Source organism: Pseudochryseolinea flava, assembly GCF_003286915.1.
In the GTDB taxonomy this organism is placed as follows: domain Bacteria; phylum Bacteroidota; class Bacteroidia; order Cytophagales; family Cyclobacteriaceae; genus Ohtaekwangia; species Ohtaekwangia flava.
In genome coordinates this window covers 1-16,641 of the sequence record NZ_QMFY01000022.1, presented here as the reverse complement: position 1 = coordinate 16,641, position 16,641 = coordinate 1, and the positions used below count along the sequence as shown (strand labels likewise).

Below are 16,641 nucleotides of genomic sequence, written 5' to 3'. Positions count from 1 at the left end.
GGGTGCAAAAGTAAGAGTTCGGCGCTGGTTAACAATGAACAGCGAATACACAATCGCTCCACACGGCAAATTGCGATGAGCGCAAACTATCCGGTTAAAAATCCATGGACTATAAACTTTCCGACCTAAATTGCGCCCTGTTTGGAATTTCTGAAGCCTTTTATTGTTTACAAAGCATGAGTTTTACACAAATTGATATTACCAAAGCCCTCTCTACTGTCGACGATCCGGATTTGAAGCGTGATTTGATCTCCCTTGGGATGGTCAAAGACATCAAAATTTCGACGGGAAAGGTGAGCTTTACGGTAGTCCTTACGACACCTGCTTGTCCACTGAAAGAGAAGATCCGACAAGATTGTGAAGATGCTGTTCGTCAAGTAGTTGGAGAGGAAACCGAGATCGATATTTTCATGACTTCCTCAGTAACCAGCCTCCGCGACAATGCACCGCTCCTACCCGGCGTAAAAAACATTATCGCGATCGCTTCCGGAAAGGGCGGCGTAGGCAAGTCTACGGTAACATCAAATTTGGCTGTTGCCTTGGCGCAATCAGGTGCTAAAGTCGGCCTTATCGACGCTGATATCTATGGTCCGTCGATCCCGACGATGTTTAACTGCGAGCATGAGCAGCCATCGATCAAGCAGGTAAATGGAAAAAATACAATCATTCCGATAGAACAATACGGCGTTAAGCTTATTTCTATCGGTTTCCTTGCGCCACCCGATAGCGCCATTGTTTGGCGTGGACCAATGGCGAGCTCGGCCCTTAAGCAATTCTTTACGGATGCTGATTGGGGTGACCTTGATTATCTTCTCATTGACCTTCCTCCAGGCACCAGCGACATTCACCTCACACTTGTGCAAACTGTGCCTGTAACAGGCGCTGTCATTGTCACGACGCCTCAGAAAGTTGCTATTGCCGATGCCAATAAAGGTCTGGCGATGTTCAAACAATCGCAGATCAATGTACCTGTATTAGGCATTGTTCAAAACATGGCTTACTTCACGCCAGAAGAGTTGCCGGAGAACAAATACTACATCTTTGGAAAAGATGGTGGTAAAAATTTGGCCGACAAATATAGCGTTCCTTTACTGGGTGAAATTCCTTTGGTACAAGGGATACGCGAAAGTGGCGATAGCGGACTTCCCGCCGTATTGAAGGGAGGCCCTGCAGCGGAAGCATTTCAAGATCTTGCACAAACTCTAGCACGACAAATTGCTATCCGCAATGCAGAGAAAATCACTTATGCATCCGCGTAAAAAGCGCTACCTTTAACAAGAGAAAATACTCGAATGAATACAGAAGAAATCATCAAGAAGATCGAAACCTCGCTAGACTCAATCCGTCCATATTTGAAAGCCGACGGTGGCGATGTTCGTATCAATGAACTTACACCTGAAAACGTTGTACGCTTGGAGTTCGTCGGCGCTTGTGGCAATTGTTCTATGTCGACCATGACTTTTAAAGCCGGTGTTGAAGCCGCAATCAAACGTGATGTGCCTGAAGTGAAGGCTATCGAAGTGGTGAATTTGACACCAATCTTTTAATAGGATTTTGTTCACAGACCTGGGTGTTATCCGGCCGAGGTGTCTATTGCTTTTCTTTGTAGCGGCGGTTACTCTTTTTATATTTGGTTGATCTATATCACAGATCCAACCTAACGTACCGTGTTGAAGCATAGAACCCTCTTCTTGACATTGATATTCTTCGGCTGCTGCATCTCACACCTGATGATTGCACAGTCTCGTTGTGGAGCGGTCGACTACATCCAGTCGAAGCCTTCCAAACAAACCCAACCTGAATTCGAATTCTGGCTCGGAAAAAAAATCAAGCAACGTCTTCATGAGCGCTCCACTACACGCGGCACGGAGGACACATATCGTATCCCAGTCGTTGTACACGTCATTCACTTTGGAGAACCCCTCGGAACAGGCGCCAATATTTCTGACGAACAGATCCTCTCTCAAATCGATGTACTCAACAAAGACTACGCCCGCCTAAATGATGACGCCAGCAATACACCTGAAATGTTTCTTGGTGTTGCCGGCGCGATGGACATCCGTTTTGAATTAGCGCGGCGCACACCCGATGGGCTTCCCACAGATGGTATCGTGCGCATCAACGGAGGTCGTGAAAGTTGGTCGATGAATGATGATGCCGAATTCAAATCACTGAGCTACTGGAATTCCGAAAACTACTTAAACATTTGGGTAATCAACCTTACGGGATATCTCGGCTACTCACAATTCCCAGTCTCTGATTTACCGGGGTTAGAAGGATCACCAGATGTAGCAGAGTCCGATGGCGTGGTGATTAGCTACGAAGTTTTTGGTTCAACGGACTACGGCGATTTTGACCTTGATGATCAATACAATAAAGGAAGAACGACAACCCATGAGGTCGGGCACTTCTTCGGTCTTCGTCACACTTGGGGAGATACGAATGATTGCAACGACGACAATGATTTTGTTGCCGACACGCCCGATCAAGCTGGTAATACTATTGGATGCCCTGCCGGGGTGAGAACGGCCTGCGGTGTCAACACCATGTATCAAAATTACCTCGATTACACTGACGACGAGTGTATGAACCTTTTTACTATTCAACAAATTGAGCGAATGTCGACCGTATTGGAGAACAGTCCGCGACGCGCGAGTTTGTTGGTGTCGGATGGTTTGAACGATCCCGATCCTGTCACGACAGAGAACCTCACGCTAAAAAGCGTGGATGGAAAAGTAGTGACCTGTGAAGCGCAATCCGATTTAATTTTAAAAGTTCGAAACAGCGGCGTTGAAGTGAACTCGTTTTCCGCGGTGATCAACGGTACCACTACTGTTCCTTTTAGTGATTTGAACTTTATGCCCGGCGATGAAGCAACATTCACCTTACCCGCCAACGCATTGAATGCTGGTGCTAACATTTTTACGGTCCAACTCACGCAACCGAACGGTAATGCCGATACCTATCCAGCCGACAATGTGCTGACTTATACAATACATCGAAACGATGAGACGGATTTTCTTCCGTTGAAAGAGACGTTTGGCGGTGACTATCGCGACCGCTGGATTGCAACCAATCCCAGACAAGGCATGAACTGGCAAGACGCTGGGACTAATTTTGCTAACTCCGTTCATTTCGATGGTTATTCCAATCAACTACTTGGTGACCGCGCATGGTTGATTAGTCCTTTACTCGATTTATCCGGAATCATGGAGGCCAGCCTTTCTTTCGATATATCGTATGTGTATCGCATTGGGAAGAATGATAATCTGAAAGTTCTCGCGTCGACAAACTGCGGCGATAGCTATGATGTCGTGTTGTATGACGTATCGGGAAACACCATTCCAAAAGTTGACAATGGCAATATTAAATGGGTGCCCGTAAATGAAGATGACTGGCGTCATGTAGATCTATCACTGATGGGACTGGTTGGCTTTGAGAACGTGCGTATTGCTTTTGTGTTTACGAATGCAAATGGCAACAATCTCTACCTCGACAACATAGACTTTTTCGATTCCGAAACCAATACACGCGCCGATGGCAACGACTATTTACAAATCTTCAACGACTACTCCGCGGGGCCGTCATTGCGATTAAACCTGCCGGAGCGCGACAATGTAGAAATCGGCGTTACCAACACGTCGGGTAAACATCTGTTTTCATTTCCCTATACCAATGGTTTGAATCAGACGATACCGCTTCCAATGTTGGACGCGAGCCCTGGCGTGTATATCGTTAAGGTCGTCACATCAAAGAAAAGCTATACTGAAAAATTCGTGCATATCCGATAGCATGTTATTTAAAAAGCGCTTTTCATTATCTTGCCGCAAATTTTTTTTGAATGCCTAAAAAGAAGAAAGTAGTGATCCTCTACGGAGGCCGTTCGGTCGAACACGGTGTTTCCATCAATTCAGCCCGTAACATATTCGAAAACATCGATAAGAAACAGTTCGAACCAATTCCAATAGGCATTAGTACCACCGGCCAATGGTACCTGACCACCGGTGTCAATAAAGACATCAAGAAAAATGGCCAACCTCTCGCGTTGTCTCTTGATCCTGCCAAGCCCGCTTTTATCAATCTAAAAACCGGCAAACGCTTTCAAGCAGACATCATCTTCCCGGTGCTTCATGGTACAGACGGCGAAGATGGTAGCATCCAAGGATTGGTTAAGGTAATGGACGTTCCAATGGTTGGCACGGGGGTGTTAGGATCATCCACAGCGATGAATAAAATCGTCGCGAAAAGACTACTACGCGATGCTGGACTTCCTGTTACAGACTTTGTAACCTTTACGTTTGACCAGAAAGATAAAATCAGCTTCAATGCTATTGCAAAAAGACTTGGAACACCGTTCATGGTGAAATCTGCAAGCTTGGGTTCTTCCGTTGGTGTTTCGAAGGTGAACGACAAAAAGGATTTTAAGAAAGCCGTTGAGGAGGCATTTAAATATGATCATGAAATGATTGCCGAAGCGTATGTAAAAGGACGCGAAATTGAATGTGCAATCTTAGGAAATAATCCACCAGAGGCGTCGCTCCCCGGCGAAGTTGTGATCAGCAAAGACTACGAGTTTTATACCTTCGATGCAAAATACGTAGATCCTAATGCCGTGCGCATTGACGTACCCGCAAAGCTTCCCAAGAATATTGTCGAAAAAATTCGGAAGGCATCGGTTCAAGCTTTCGAAGCGCTTCATTGTGAAGATTTTTCACGCATCGATCTTTTTCTCGACGAGAAAGGAAACATCTATGTCAATGAGATAAACAGTATTCCAGGATTTACCAATTCAAGTATGTATCCTGTGATGTGGCAAGAGCGCGGTATCGGATTTAAGGAACTGATCACACGACTGCTTGACCTCGCACAAGAGCGTTACGACCGAAGCAAACGCATTGCGCGCGATTTCCAATCTTCGCTGAAGTTCTAATCGCTTATCTTTGATCCTTATCCCACTATGAATATCAAATTCGGCAAATACAACAAGGACAATCTCGGCGGTGTGTTGATTCACTTCTTCATTGCATTCGCCATCATGATGACGCTGGTTGTAATCTATTTCTACGCATACCTTCCAAGCACTACCAACCATGGTGAGACGATCACTGTGCCGGACATTGAAGGCGCAACCCTTGAGGAACTGGAAGAGAAGTTGATTCAAAAAGATCTCGACTATGTGATTGACGATTCTTCATACTCGCCGGACTTTAAACCACTCACGGTACTCAAGCAATACCCGAAGGCAGGTTCAAAAGTTAAAGAAGGTAGAAAAATCTATATCTCGATCAACAGCGTTACACCGCCAAGTGTACCCGTGCCGAACTTGATCGACGCCTCGGTATTGAACGCCGAAGTTGTACTCAAAAGCAATGAGCTGAAGCGTGGGAAGATCACCTTGGTGCGAGGACCTTTCAATATCGTGAAAGAAATGAAGTTCAAAGGTCAGCCGATACATGCTGGTGATCGCGTTCCAAAGGGTTCAGTGATTGACCTGGTTGTGATGGACGGAGGACTGAACGAAATAGGTATCGAAAATTGGGTTGGACAGCCTGTCGATGACGTGCTCTTCACCATCAGAGCAAAGAACTTAAATCTCGGAGAGGTGATCATCGTTGGTGGAGATACTACTGGTGCCGTCGTGTTGAAACAAAAACCTACGGCTGGAGAAAATGTTAAGGTAGGCGACAACGTTGATCTTTGGATAGGTAAAGAAGGAACAGAAGTACCCGAAGAAGAATTTTAAAACGTCTTTATGCATTTCAATATCAAGAACACGATAGCTACTACGGGAAAAGCGCTCCACCGCCATGCGCTAGTATTGATGTTGATGCTACTGGCCACCTCATTGGGTTACACGCAGATCAAAGTATCACCGATTGAACGAATTCCGCCCACAACGGCATCCACACCACTGTCTAATGCGAGGATCAAGTCAGTGACTTTACAGCTTCCATTCTTCGAAGATTTTTCAACAACACCGGTAGACGATCCGACAAATCCAGAATCAAATTTCCCGTTGAAATCCCGGTGGATGAAGAGCTCCTCAACAGCCATTACATCCGCTACAGGAATCAACCTCCCCTCAATCAACGCCGCCGTTTTCGATGGCCTTGATTCTACGGGAAGAGCTTATTCATCAAACCAAGATGCAAACGGGTATCGCGATGTACTAACCTCTCAGCTGATAGACCTCGGCCCCGTAGCCGTATCCAATGGAGAACGGAGCACCGTTCTGTTTACGTTCTACTATCAATTTGCTGGTAATGGCGAAGCGCCTGACAAGAATGATTTTTTACGTTTGGAGTTTTTAAATGTTGATTCTGTTTGGAAAGAAGTTGCAACAATATATCCCGAAACCATAGACGCCGTGAACGTTTTTTATGACACGACGATCTCTGTAAACCAAGATGTCAATTTCTTTCACAACGAGTTTCAATTCCGATTCCGTTCATTTGGAGGACTACAAGGTCCAGTCGACACCTGGATGGTAGACCACATTTACCTGAATAAAGGACGGCTAAGCGTTGACGAAAAGCCAGAAGACATTGCCTTATCTGCACCATTAACGCCATTGTTTGGACGCTATTATTCTGTTCCTGTGGGTGTATTCAAATTGACGAAAGAAAAATTCAGTCCCATCACGGTGGCGATGCAAAATTTGCAAGACGTAGCAGAAAACCGAAAAGTAGTTGCAACTGCTGCTGTTAAAAATTACAGCGATGAAGTATTGGAAGAATCTTATTCATACGGCCCACTTGAAGCTGCCTCGGTGAATTTTCTTCCCTTCGAACGCAAAGAAGCATCAATCCCTGACAACTTCATCGAAGAGAGTAGCGTGATCGATACCTCCGACTGGGTCGACTTCGACGTAACGGTATGGCTAGATGCATTCAACACAACAACGAGCGAAATCGATGAGCCACTGCGTTATCGCGTAAATGACACTTTACGGACACACTATCGTCTGCACAACTACTACGCTTACGATGATGGGTCGGCAGAGTACTCCGTAGAGCTTGCGCAACCAGGCAATAGAATTCTTTATCAATTCGATATTGATTCGACGCAGCTAAGACGCTTTGCAGGCTTTGATATTTTTGTACCAGCTTTTACCGTAACGGATGAATCGCGAATAGACTTTATTTTCTACGACCATGATACTGAAAAGAATGGCCCAGGAGAAGCGATCTACACCATGCCGAGTAAAGTTATCGCACGTACGCCGCTCAACAAGTTCCAACGCTTTACCATTCCTGAAGGCGAAGAAGTGCAGTTGGAGATTAAAGACAAGATTTATATCGGCTGGGTACATCCAACCTTCGGCAAATTTAATGTCGGCGTCGACCGCAGTAATAACACCGTAGACAAAGTGTTTGTCGCCAAGGGAGGCGAATGGTTCCATACCGACAAATTTGTTGGCAGTATTATGATACGACCACTCTTTGGTACTGGCGTTCGGATTCCGACAGGCGTTGAAGAAGATTTGACAAATGTGCCCCTTTATCCTAATCCATCGCGCGGCGAATTCTTTACAGATGTTAGAACAGAAGTGACAGGAATCATCAACTTAGCGGGACAAGCTGTTCCATTCAGCAACGAGTTCTTTCAGGATCAAAGAAAGATCACGTTACAATCCCCCGCTCGCGGACTCTACCTTGTGAAACTGAAAAACGGTAGCAAAGTTTTTGTAAGGAAGATGTTGGTGGAGTAACAACTACCGTGTTGATTAAGAGTCCGTTCATTATCGCGAGAGAGCGATGCTCGGTAATTTTCTTATGGCGTAAAAGATTCTCAATATACTTACGACTTTTCATCAACTTGATATGTCGTTCTATTTTCATCGCCACAGACTTGCTTGTATATTCAATGATCAAATAAAGACTCCAATCTTTGGCCTTCGCGGTAAAAGCAGAGTAGCCACTATGATGCATCGCTAAGCGGTTCGTGAAATCTTCTGTCTGACCAACATAATATCGATCCGTACAAGTATATAGACGTAATGTGACATACAACGAAAAAAGACTTCCTTTCAGAAGTCTTTTAGTGGGCCCTGAGGGGCACGATCCCACGACCCCCTGATTATGAGTCAGGTGCTCTAACCAGCTGAGCTAAGGGCCCAAGTTTTTTAAGTCTAGGAAGACTTCTTTGGAGCAGGGATTTCATCCCAAGTGTCCAAAATGCCTGGTTTGCACCAGGTTGTACTAATTCCTTTTGAAAAAGTGGTGCAATGTTACATATTTGGGACCGAATAGACAAAATACTTTTGTGCTGAAAGATTCTTCTGTTAAAAACTTGATCTTCGATCTGGGTGGCGTAATCCTTGACCTGTCTGTAGACACTACCCTACAAGCTGTCGCAAAGCTTTCCGGACTTGATAAAAACGAGGTTGTTCACCATTTCGTGAACGCGCAGGGTTTTATGCAATTCGAAAAAGGACTCATCGATGAGCATGCGTTCCGTGACTTTGTTCGCGAAACTTACAATGTGACCGCCACGGACGCGCAAATTGATCACGCCTGGAATGCAATGCTACTTGGCCTGCCGATAGCAAAATTGCATCTACTCACGCGACTTATGTCGACGCACCAAACATTTTTACTGAGCAATACCAACACCATTCACCTTCGCTTCATCAACGAAAATATTTTACCACCGGTCGCTGGCGTTACTTCACTCGATGGATATTTTCACAAGTCATACTACTCCCACTTGATGAAGAAAAGAAAACCAGACGCTGAGATTTTCCAGCAAGTACTCGAAGAGAATAATCTTAAGGCCGAGGAAACACTCTTCCTTGATGATAATAAAGCAAATATAGAGGGCGCAGCAGCGTTGGGAATAAAAACCTTACTGGTTACTCATCCAGATATTGTAACGGAGTACTTTCGATGAAAAAAGAAACAAAGACAATTCTTGTCCAGATCTTTCTCTTCTTGTTCACCTTCGTATCTACAACTTTAGCTGGTGCTGAATGGGCTTATTCAAAATCAATTTATAGCTACACGAAGGAAGCTGGTCTCGGCATAAACACTAACTTCAGTTGGGCTGATTTTTGTCTGGGTATGAATTTCTCAATACCCTTCTTACTCATCTTAACCGTGCATGAGTTCGGTCATTACTTCACGGCATTAGCGTATAAAGTTAAATCTTCATTGCCCTACTATTTACCCGTGCCGCCTATACCAGGGTTGCCAAGCTTTGGAACGCTCGGCGCTGTCATCCGAATTCGTGAGCGCGTTAGAACCAACGTACAGAATTTTGACATTGGGCTCGCAGGACCTCTTGCTGGATTTATTGTAGCGCTAATTGTAATCACTTACGGTTTCCTAACACTTCCTCCACCCGAGTATATCTTTCAGTTCCATCCTGAGTATAAACAGTATGGTTTAGATTATGCTAGCCATGTTTACACGCCGGAGTACATCGAAGGGAAACAGATATTTGATATCAAGTTCGGCGACAACCTCTTGTTCTATTTTTTCAAACATGTTGTTGCTGATCCTGCACGTGTTCCCAATCCGCATGAATTGATGCACTATCCTGTCTTAATGGCTGGGCTATTGTCGCTGCTTTTTACAAGCATTAACTTATTTCCAATCGGTCAATTAGATGGCGGTCATATCACGTATGGTTTGTTCGGCGAGAAAAAGCATCGTCTTATTGCAACCGTTACGTTCGTCTCGCTAATTTTCTTTGCCGGACTGGGATCTGTGAAGCCCACCGACTCGTTTGACGAACTTCAATGGAGTGTACCGTTGACGCTACTATTCTATTACTTCTGTTTCGGCGCATTAAAGACGACGACAGAGAATACAGTGATGATTACGCTGCTTGTTTTTGCAATTCAACTTGTCATCGGATGGCTAGCACCGCAGATCACGGGATACTCTGGCGGGATGTTATTCTTGTTTCTCATCGCACGCGTGATCGGATTATATCATCCGCCCTCTGAAATTGAGCAACCGCTAAACAGAACGCGCGTCATTCTTGGATGGATTTCGTTGATTATTTTTGTAATCTCTTTCACGCCCTATCCCATCTCGTAACATTTAGCAACACAACGTGAGCATTGGAGTCAACGTCTACTTTCGCTAACTCCAATTCGCCATTTTGATTACTCCGAAATCGTAATCTTTTCTTCCTGATACTTCCCATCCTCCTGTTTGAAGTGAAAAGTGTACTCACCAACCGCCGATGGTTTATAAGAATATGAAGTCTCCAACGTTGTCAGCGCGTAGGTACAAAATGAATCTTTCTTGTAACTATTAAAAAATGTCACGAAAACATCGCGGCCTTTTGTAACGGTTTTGTTGTGTGAATATTGAGCGCATCCATTGCTACCGCGATGCGTAATCACGAATTCGATTGACTGATTAACTTTCCCTTCGTCAGGCAGCGTTGTAGAAGTAATCGGTGAAAACTCCGTCACAACATCGCCGTCATCTGATTCGTCGCACGTAAAGGCGCAGAGTCCGAAACAGACAGCAATCAATACTATTCCAAAAAGCTTTTTCATGGGCAATTCATTTCTGCATTAGACACGCAAAAAAGTCCCGCCGTTGTAACCGAATCAGCAAAATTACTTGTATGCCTTTTTAAAAGCTTCTTCATCAAAGCCCAATGTCACGACACTGTCCCCATCTTCTATCAATGGGCGTTTAATAACGCTGGTCTTATCTTTCATCAAGGCAATCGCGGCCGACTCGCTCTTTACTTTTGCTTGTGTCGCTTCATCAAGCTGTCGCCATGTTGTGCCACGCTTGTTGACAAGACTCTCCCACCCTACCTGCTTGCTCCATGATTTTAACTTTGCTTCCGTTATACCATCCTTCTTGTAGTCATGAAACTCATACTCGACGTTGTTCTTTTTCAACCAATCAAGAGCGTTCTTAACCGTATTACAATTTTTAATTCCATAAACTTTCTTCATACGAGAATGTTTTAATCAAAATCAGAAGGACTCCTTCAATTCAAATATTTTTTTCATGCGCTCAATTAATCTCGCGCTCTCTTCGAAATCCAAAGTCTGTTGTCCATCGGAAGCAGCTTCCTCTGGTTTCTGATGCGTCTCATAAATCACACCGTCCGCTCCAGCCATTATTGACGCTAATGCAACAGGCTCAACAAACTCGCGGATACCGATTCCATGTGAGGGATCTGCGATCACTGGAAGATGTGTTTTTGATTTTAAAATCGGAATCGCATTCACATCCATGGTGTTTCGACTTGCCTTCTCATAGGTACGAATGCCGCGTTCACAAAGCATCAATTTTTCATTACCTGCTGAGAATACATACTCAGCCGAGTACAATAGCTCTTCAATGGTTCCAGATATTCCGCGCTTGATCATTACTGCTCTGTCAACGCGCCCAAGTTCATCGAGCAAGTTAAAGTTCTGAGTATTGCGTGCGCCGACTTGAAACACATCTACATAGTCATACATCTCAGCAATCTGACTCACTTGCATCACCTCGGTTATAATTTTAATCCCTGCCTTGCGCGCTTGTGTATACCACATCTTCAGGCCTTCGACACCAAGTCCTCTAAAAGCGTAGGGCGAGCTTCGTGGCTTAAACACGCCACCGCGCATAATTCTCACACCATTCTTAACAAGGTGATCAATCGTTAATTGAACCTGTGATTCATTTTCGATGGAGCAAGGCCCTGCCATAATTGACAACGATCCGTCTCCGATCACGACATCATCACCGAGGTCGATGTGTGTCCGGCCAACCTTCCATTTACGTGAGACGAGCTTGTAGTCGTCAGACACGCGATGGATATCGACAATTCCGCTTAAGTTGCCCAGTTGGCGGATATCAAAATCTTTCTTACCAATTCCAACAAGGTACGATCCCACTTGCGTTTTTACAGACGTGGTCTTGTACTCCAGCCCTTTGACAGCATTTACGATTGCGTCTTTTTCCGCTTGCGTGATCTTTGGATTTAATTGTATGATCATAACGTTGGTGTTTAAGATTATCCTTTCAACGATTTTACGAACGCTTGAATTTCACTATCTAAGTCCTTTGCTTCACCGAGTAATGTGATGAAGGCACTACCAACAATAGCACCCGCGCTATACGCTGCCGCTTTTTTAAAGCTCGCATTGTTAGAGATACCAAAACCAATCATGAATGGATTATTCAATTTTAAATCTTTTAAACGTTTGAAATAATCCAATTGCCCTTGTGTGAATTCGCCTTTCGCGCCTGTAATACTCGACGATGATACGGCATAAATAAAACCATGGGTCGCATGATCAATTTTTCGAATACGTTCTTCTGAGGTTGTCGGTGAAATCAAAAATGTATTACAAAGGTTATGCTGATGGAAGAGTTCTTTGAATTCCTCCTCATATACATGTATTGGCATATCAGGCAGGATCAATCCGTCAACACCGGCGGCCGATGCGTCTTTCACAAATTTTTCTACGCCATACTGCATCACTGGATTTAGATACCCCATTAAGATGATCGGTATTTTTACATCCTTACGAATGGTGCGTACTTGCGCTAACAAAAGTGACACATTCATACCGTTGTCGATCGCTACTTTATTACTGGCTTGGATCGTTGGACCATCGGCCACAGGATCGGAAAATGGTATTCCGATTTCGATAAGGTCAGCGCCTCCCGCTTCAAGGGCTTTTGCAATGACAATCGTGTCGTTTAGTTTTGGATAGCCTGCAGTGTAGTATACGTTAAGGAGGTTGTCTTTCTTCTTAGAAAATAATTCTGTAATTCTATTTTTCATGATAATAAACTTAAGGTGGAGAAATAATTAAAATGGATCAGTACTTACCCCATCGGATGTAAGTCTCCAGATCTTTATCTCCCCTTCCTGACAAGTTCACTACCACAACGTCATCTTCAGCAAATTCAAATTGTTTCAATGCGGCCAATGCATGCGCTGATTCGATCGCAGGAATAATTCCCTCATGTCTACTTAATTCAATACCCGCATTCATAGATTCATCATCCGTTGCGCTCACAAACTTCACACGGCCAACATCAAATAGGTGAGCATGCATCGGACCAATACCCGGATAATCAAGCCCTGCGGAGATCGAATGTGGTTCTACAACTTGTCCATCCAGCGTTTGCATCAATAGCATCTTACTCCCATGCAGCACGCCGATTTTTCCGAGTGCTGTTGTCGCTGCCGATTCTCCTGAATCAACACCTTTGCCAGCAGCCTCCACACCAACGAGTGTGACATGCTCATCATTCAAATAATGATAGAAAGCACCAGCAGCATTACTACCACCACCAACGCAAGCGAAGACATAATCGGGAAATGGATTTCCAATCTCCGACTGCAGTTGACTTTTTATTTCGGCACTGATCACAGATTGAAAGCGCGCCACCATATCAGGATACGGATGTGGTCCTACGACAGAACCAATAATGTAATGTGTATCGGTCGGATTATTGATCCAATGTCTCATGGCCTCGTTGGTCGCATCTTTCAACGTCATACTACCGCTCAGTGCAGGAACTACTTTCGTTCCGAGTATGCGCATACGCTCTACGTTGGGCTTCTGACGCTCCATATCAACTTTCCCCATGTAGACGATACATTCCATTCCCATCAACGCACAAACCGTTGCTGTTGCAACGCCATGTTGCCCGGCTCCGGTCTCTGCGATAATCTTTTGTTTGCCCAAGCGCTTGGCTAGCAGTATTTGACCGATTGTATTGTTTACTTTATGTGCGCCGGTATGACAAAGATCTTCACGTTTCAAATAAATCTTAGTCTTATACTTTTCCGAGAGTCTGTTAGCGAAATATAATGGTGTGGGCCTGCCAACATATGTACGCAATAACAAATCGAACTCTTTCTTAAAATCGGCCGACTCGATGATTGACAAATAATTTTGTCGCAATTCTTCAACGTTCGGATACAACATTTCGGGAATGTATGCACCTCCGAATTGGCCGTAATATCCTCTTTCGTCAACTGTGTATTTACTCATACAATAATTTTAACTGATCGTTTCTTTTACTTTATAGAGTGCCTTAATTTTTTCCAGGTCTTTAACGCCTGGTGAACGCTCCACTCCACTATTGATGTCGAGCGCGTATAGGTTCATATCTTTGAGCGGCTCGATCTCGACAACATTTTCAGGTGTAAGACCGCCACTAAGAAAGAACGGGGTATGTTGATTGTATTTGGCGAGCACCCGCCAATTAAAAACCTTCGCATTTCCACCATAGTATTCTCCTTTCGTGTCGAACAGAAAATATGACGCCAACCCTTCGTAAGGCTTCACTTGCTCAAAATCGAAATTGTCGTCAACAGAAAATGCTTTGATCACTTTTGCACCACGCGTTGCAAGTGCTGCTACTTGCGCCGCCGATTCTTTGCCGTGAAGCTGGAGGAAATCAAGCTCAAGACGTTGCATTTGTTGAATCATCTCTTCTGTTGAGGCATTCACGAATACGCCCACTCTCTTTATTGCTGATGGAAATGTTGGTGGTACTATAAAATCGCTTCCCACAAATCGTGGCGACTTTTCATAAAAGATGAATCCCATAAGATCTGGTTGAAAGGTCGCGACTTCCACAATGTTATCATGGTCGCGCATGCCACAGATCTTTATTTTGAGATTTTCTTTCATATGCTTATGCGTGTTGCTTTACAGTTTCTTGTTTACGAAGCTCAGTCATAAACTCCATCGCTGCTTCATCAGGCCTGCTGTGCTTCATAAAATTTTCTCCCATCAAAAAACCACGATATCCGTATTTCTTGAGTTCAAGAATTGTTTCTGGCGACGAGATTCCACTCTCTGAAACTTTTACAACATGCTCCGGCATCAATGCAGAAAGGCGCTTTGACACATCGATACTCACCTCAAATGTTTTTAAGTTTCTGTTATTCACGCCGATCATATCGGCACCGACGTCGAGATTTTTCTTCAATTCATCTTCATCATGAACCTCTAACAAAACCTCAAGTCCAAAAGAATGCGCAAAGGCCGTTAATATTTTCGAACGCTCTGGGTCAAGCACTGCCGCAATTAAAAGAATAGCATCCGCCCCGATTGATTTAGCTTCAATGATTTGATACTCATCGATCGTGAAGTCCTTACGAATAATCGGGCAGAAATTATATTTCCTGGCCGTGGTGAGATCTTCGTTAGCGCCACCGAAAAATTGTTTATCGGTGAGAATCGAAAGTGCAGACGCTCCCGCTTGCATGTAGCCAATGGAAGTTCGCTCGACACCTGCATGCGCATTGATAATACCTTTACTTGGCGACTTCCTTTTAAATTCGGCAATGATTCCGGTTTTATCTTCACGTGTGATATACTTCTTCATCGACACGGGTTGTGTTGCAAAGAAGATGCTTTTCTCTAAAAGCTTTACAGGGTAGAGCGACTTACGGTCTTCTACTTCTTTCTTTTTGTGTTCGATGATTTGATCGAGAATATTCATAACGTATAACTTTTAGCGTTGACCTTCGATAAGTTTCTCAAATGATTGTAGCGCTTTTCCACTTTCTAATGACTCTTTTGCGCGCGACAACGCAGCAGAAAGTCCATCGTTTTGATGACCTGCATACAATGCCAATGCTGCATTAGCGATAACCGCCGAGTTTTGCGCAGTCGTTCCTTTACCTTCCAACACGTTCATAAATATTTTCGCAGATTCCTCAACAGTCTCTCCACCGCGAAGGTCTTCATATTGCAATTGGGGTAATCCAAGATCGGCAGGTGTGGCGAGTCGCTCTCCTTTATTAGAATAATATTTAAAAGCCCCCGTCAACGAAATTTCATCATAGCCATCGATCGAATGAAGGATTACAAACTCCTTATCCGTATTCTGATAAAGATATCCATATTGACGCGCAAGTTCAAGACTAAATACACCTACCAGTTGACGTTTGGGAAACGCCGGATTTACCATTGGCCCAAGCATGTTAAAAAACGTCTTCACGCCGAGCTCTTTTCGTATTGGTCCAACGTTTTTCATTGCCGGGTGAAAGAGTGGCGCATGCATGAAACAGATATTGGCGCGATCGATACTGCGTTTCAGTTCATCATGATCGTTGGTGAATTTATAACCGAAGTATTCCAACAAGTTAGACGACCCACACGCGGATGATACACCATAATTTCCGTGCTTGGCAACAGGCTGTCCTGCAGCCGCCACCACGAAGGACGACAGTGTTGACATGTTAAAGGTGTTTTTTCCATCACCTCCAGTGCCGCACACATCCATCACCGGTTGATCAAACCGAACAGGAATGCAAAGCTCTAACATGGCATCACGAAAGCCCTGAAGTTCGTCAACGGTAATACTCCGCATCATGTACACCGTCATAAACGCTGTCATCTGACTCGGATTATATTTTCCACTCGTTAAATCCAGGAGCACATCACGTGCAGTATCCTTAGTCAATGACCGATGATCTATTAGCTCTGTGAGAATATTTTTCATTGTTGAAGGCGGTTATCTGTTATCGGTTAATGGTGAGTTCGTTAATCGTTAATCGTTAATCGTTAATCGTTAAGGGCATCTCTAAAAACCCGATTTTGGAGATGCTTCGTTTTTTTAATCATTTTTAGAGGCATCATCCGTACGGTTTTTATGTCGACGTTGATTTTTTTTCTCCTCTATAGGAGGATTCTTGCCC

The 16,641-nt window shown here is 44.2% G+C and carries 17 protein-coding genes and 1 tRNA gene; 8 read left to right on the top strand and 10 right to left on the bottom strand.

What is annotated here, in order from left to right; translation table 11 throughout:
• Window positions 1-176 precede the first annotated feature (176 nt).
• The 6 genes from DQQ10_RS25345 to DQQ10_RS25320 all read left to right on the top strand — a co-directional run bounded on the left by DQQ10_RS25345 (window position 177) and on the right by DQQ10_RS25320 (window position 7,711).
• A complete protein-coding gene (locus DQQ10_RS25345; RefSeq protein ID WP_112749799.1) occupies window positions 177-1,259 on the top strand; it encodes an Mrp/NBP35 family ATP-binding protein in 1,083 nt (360 codons plus the stop codon).
• Window positions 1,260-1,292: 33 nt separating this feature from the next.
• Window positions 1,293-1,547: a NifU family protein gene (locus DQQ10_RS25340; RefSeq protein WP_112749747.1), complete on the top strand. Its 255-nt coding sequence runs from the start codon at window positions 1,293-1,295 to the stop codon at window positions 1,545-1,547.
• 120 nt (window positions 1,548-1,667) lie between these two features.
• Window positions 1,668-3,791, top strand: coding sequence for a M43 family zinc metalloprotease (locus DQQ10_RS25335; RefSeq protein WP_133259764.1), 2,124 nt, complete (start codon window positions 1,668-1,670; stop codon window positions 3,789-3,791).
• A 50-nt stretch (window positions 3,792-3,841) separates the two neighbouring features.
• Complete coding sequence (locus DQQ10_RS25330) at window positions 3,842-4,930, top strand: D-alanine--D-alanine ligase family protein (protein ID WP_112749745.1); 1,089 nt, start codon at window positions 3,842-3,844, stop codon at window positions 4,928-4,930.
• Between the two features lie 27 nt (window positions 4,931-4,957).
• Window positions 4,958-5,743, top strand: a complete 786-nt coding sequence (locus tag DQQ10_RS25325; protein WP_112749744.1) for a PASTA domain-containing protein — start codon at window positions 4,958-4,960, stop codon at window positions 5,741-5,743.
• A gap of 9 nt (window positions 5,744-5,752) precedes the next feature.
• A complete protein-coding gene (locus DQQ10_RS25320) occupies window positions 5,753-7,711 on the top strand; it encodes a T9SS type A sorting domain-containing protein (RefSeq protein WP_112749743.1) in 1,959 nt (652 codons plus the stop codon).
• Here DQQ10_RS25320 and DQQ10_RS28480 read toward each other — a convergent pair.
• Together DQQ10_RS28480 and DQQ10_RS25310 are read right to left on the bottom strand one after the other, a co-directional pair.
• Window positions 7,623-8,069 (bottom strand): GIY-YIG nuclease family protein, encoded by a 447-nt coding sequence (locus tag DQQ10_RS28480; protein WP_394342002.1) that lies wholly within the window; start codon window positions 8,067-8,069, stop codon window positions 7,623-7,625. The genes DQQ10_RS25320 and DQQ10_RS28480 overlap by 89 nt on opposite strands.
• Window positions 8,045-8,118 (bottom strand) — tRNA-Ile (locus DQQ10_RS25310). Before DQQ10_RS25310 ends, DQQ10_RS28480 begins: the two co-directional genes overlap by 25 nt.
• Window positions 8,119-8,238: 120 nt before the next feature.
• On the opposite strand from DQQ10_RS25310, the gene DQQ10_RS25305 reads away from it, so the two are divergent.
• Window positions 8,239-8,892, top strand: coding sequence for an HAD family hydrolase (locus DQQ10_RS25305; RefSeq protein ID WP_133259763.1), 654 nt, complete (start codon window positions 8,239-8,241; stop codon window positions 8,890-8,892).
• A complete protein-coding gene (locus DQQ10_RS25300) occupies window positions 8,889-10,046 on the top strand; it encodes a site-2 protease family protein (RefSeq protein WP_112749740.1) in 1,158 nt (385 codons plus the stop codon). The genes DQQ10_RS25305 and DQQ10_RS25300 overlap by 4 nt, the downstream gene beginning before the upstream one ends.
• Before the next feature lie 68 nt (window positions 10,047-10,114).
• On the opposite strand, the gene DQQ10_RS25295 is transcribed toward DQQ10_RS25300, so the two are convergent.
• The 8 genes from DQQ10_RS25295 to trpD form a co-directional block, all read right to left on the bottom strand.
• Complete coding sequence (locus DQQ10_RS25295) at window positions 10,115-10,516, bottom strand: hypothetical protein (protein ID WP_112749739.1); 402 nt, start codon at window positions 10,514-10,516, stop codon at window positions 10,115-10,117.
• 63 nt (window positions 10,517-10,579) lie between these two features.
• Complete coding sequence (locus DQQ10_RS25290) at window positions 10,580-10,930, bottom strand: ArsC family reductase (RefSeq protein ID WP_112749738.1); 351 nt, start codon at window positions 10,928-10,930, stop codon at window positions 10,580-10,582.
• Between the two features lie 21 nt (window positions 10,931-10,951).
• On the bottom strand, window positions 10,952-11,962 hold the full coding sequence (locus DQQ10_RS25285; RefSeq protein ID WP_112749737.1) for a bifunctional 3-deoxy-7-phosphoheptulonate synthase/chorismate mutase: 1,011 nt from the start codon (window positions 11,960-11,962) through the stop codon (window positions 10,952-10,954).
• Window positions 11,963-11,979: 17 nt separating this feature from the next.
• On the bottom strand, window positions 11,980-12,756 hold the full coding sequence (gene trpA / locus DQQ10_RS25280) for a tryptophan synthase subunit alpha (protein ID WP_112749736.1): 777 nt from the start codon (window positions 12,754-12,756) through the stop codon (window positions 11,980-11,982).
• Window positions 12,757-12,793: 37 nt separating this feature from the next.
• Window positions 12,794-13,978: a tryptophan synthase subunit beta gene (gene trpB / locus DQQ10_RS25275; protein ID WP_112749735.1), complete on the bottom strand. Its 1,185-nt coding sequence runs from the start codon at window positions 13,976-13,978 to the stop codon at window positions 12,794-12,796.
• A gap of 9 nt (window positions 13,979-13,987) precedes the next feature.
• The gene (locus tag DQQ10_RS25270; protein ID WP_112749734.1) at window positions 13,988-14,623 is read right to left on the bottom strand and encodes a phosphoribosylanthranilate isomerase; all 636 of its coding nucleotides are present in this window, start codon (window positions 14,621-14,623) and stop codon (window positions 13,988-13,990) included.
• A 4-nt stretch (window positions 14,624-14,627) separates the two neighbouring features.
• Window positions 14,628-15,440: an indole-3-glycerol phosphate synthase TrpC gene (gene trpC / locus DQQ10_RS25265; RefSeq protein ID WP_112749733.1), complete on the bottom strand. Its 813-nt coding sequence runs from the start codon at window positions 15,438-15,440 to the stop codon at window positions 14,628-14,630.
• Window positions 15,441-15,452: 12 nt separating this feature from the next.
• Window positions 15,453-16,445 (bottom strand): anthranilate phosphoribosyltransferase, encoded by a 993-nt coding sequence (gene trpD, locus DQQ10_RS25260; RefSeq protein ID WP_112749732.1) that lies wholly within the window; start codon window positions 16,443-16,445, stop codon window positions 15,453-15,455.
• Between the last annotated feature and the right edge of the window lie 196 nt (window positions 16,446-16,641).

Coding starts and splice junctions, on each gene's coding strand:
- DQQ10_RS25345 (WP_112749799.1), top strand. CDS start 177: ATGAGTTTTACACAAATTGATATTACCAAAGCCCTCTCTACTGTCGAC.
- DQQ10_RS25340 (WP_112749747.1), top strand. CDS start 1,293: ATGAATACAGAAGAAATCATCAAGAAGATCGAAACCTCGCTAGACTCA.
- DQQ10_RS25330 (WP_112749745.1), top strand. CDS start 3,842: ATGCCTAAAAAGAAGAAAGTAGTGATCCTCTACGGAGGCCGTTCGGTC.
- DQQ10_RS25325 (WP_112749744.1), top strand. CDS start 4,958: ATGAATATCAAATTCGGCAAATACAACAAGGACAATCTCGGCGGTGTG.
- DQQ10_RS25320 (WP_112749743.1), top strand. CDS start 5,753: ATGCATTTCAATATCAAGAACACGATAGCTACTACGGGAAAAGCGCTC.
- DQQ10_RS25300 (WP_112749740.1), top strand. CDS start 8,889: ATGAAAAAAGAAACAAAGACAATTCTTGTCCAGATCTTTCTCTTCTTG.
- DQQ10_RS25295 (WP_112749739.1), bottom strand. CDS start 10,516: ATGAAAAAGCTTTTTGGAATAGTATTGATTGCTGTCTGTTTCGGACTC.
- DQQ10_RS25290 (WP_112749738.1), bottom strand. CDS start 10,930: ATGAAGAAAGTTTATGGAATTAAAAATTGTAATACGGTTAAGAACGCT.
- DQQ10_RS25285 (WP_112749737.1), bottom strand. CDS start 11,962: ATGATCATACAATTAAATCCAAAGATCACGCAAGCGGAAAAAGACGCA.
- trpA (WP_112749736.1), bottom strand. CDS start 12,756: ATGAAAAATAGAATTACAGAATTATTTTCTAAGAAGAAAGACAACCTC.
- trpB (WP_112749735.1), bottom strand. CDS start 13,978: ATGAGTAAATACACAGTTGACGAAAGAGGATATTACGGCCAATTCGGA.
- DQQ10_RS25270 (WP_112749734.1), bottom strand. CDS start 14,623: ATGAAAGAAAATCTCAAAATAAAGATCTGTGGCATGCGCGACCATGAT.
- trpC (WP_112749733.1), bottom strand. CDS start 15,440: ATGAATATTCTCGATCAAATCATCGAACACAAAAAGAAAGAAGTAGAA.
- trpD (WP_112749732.1), bottom strand. CDS start 16,445: ATGAAAAATATTCTCACAGAGCTAATAGATCATCGGTCATTGACTAAG.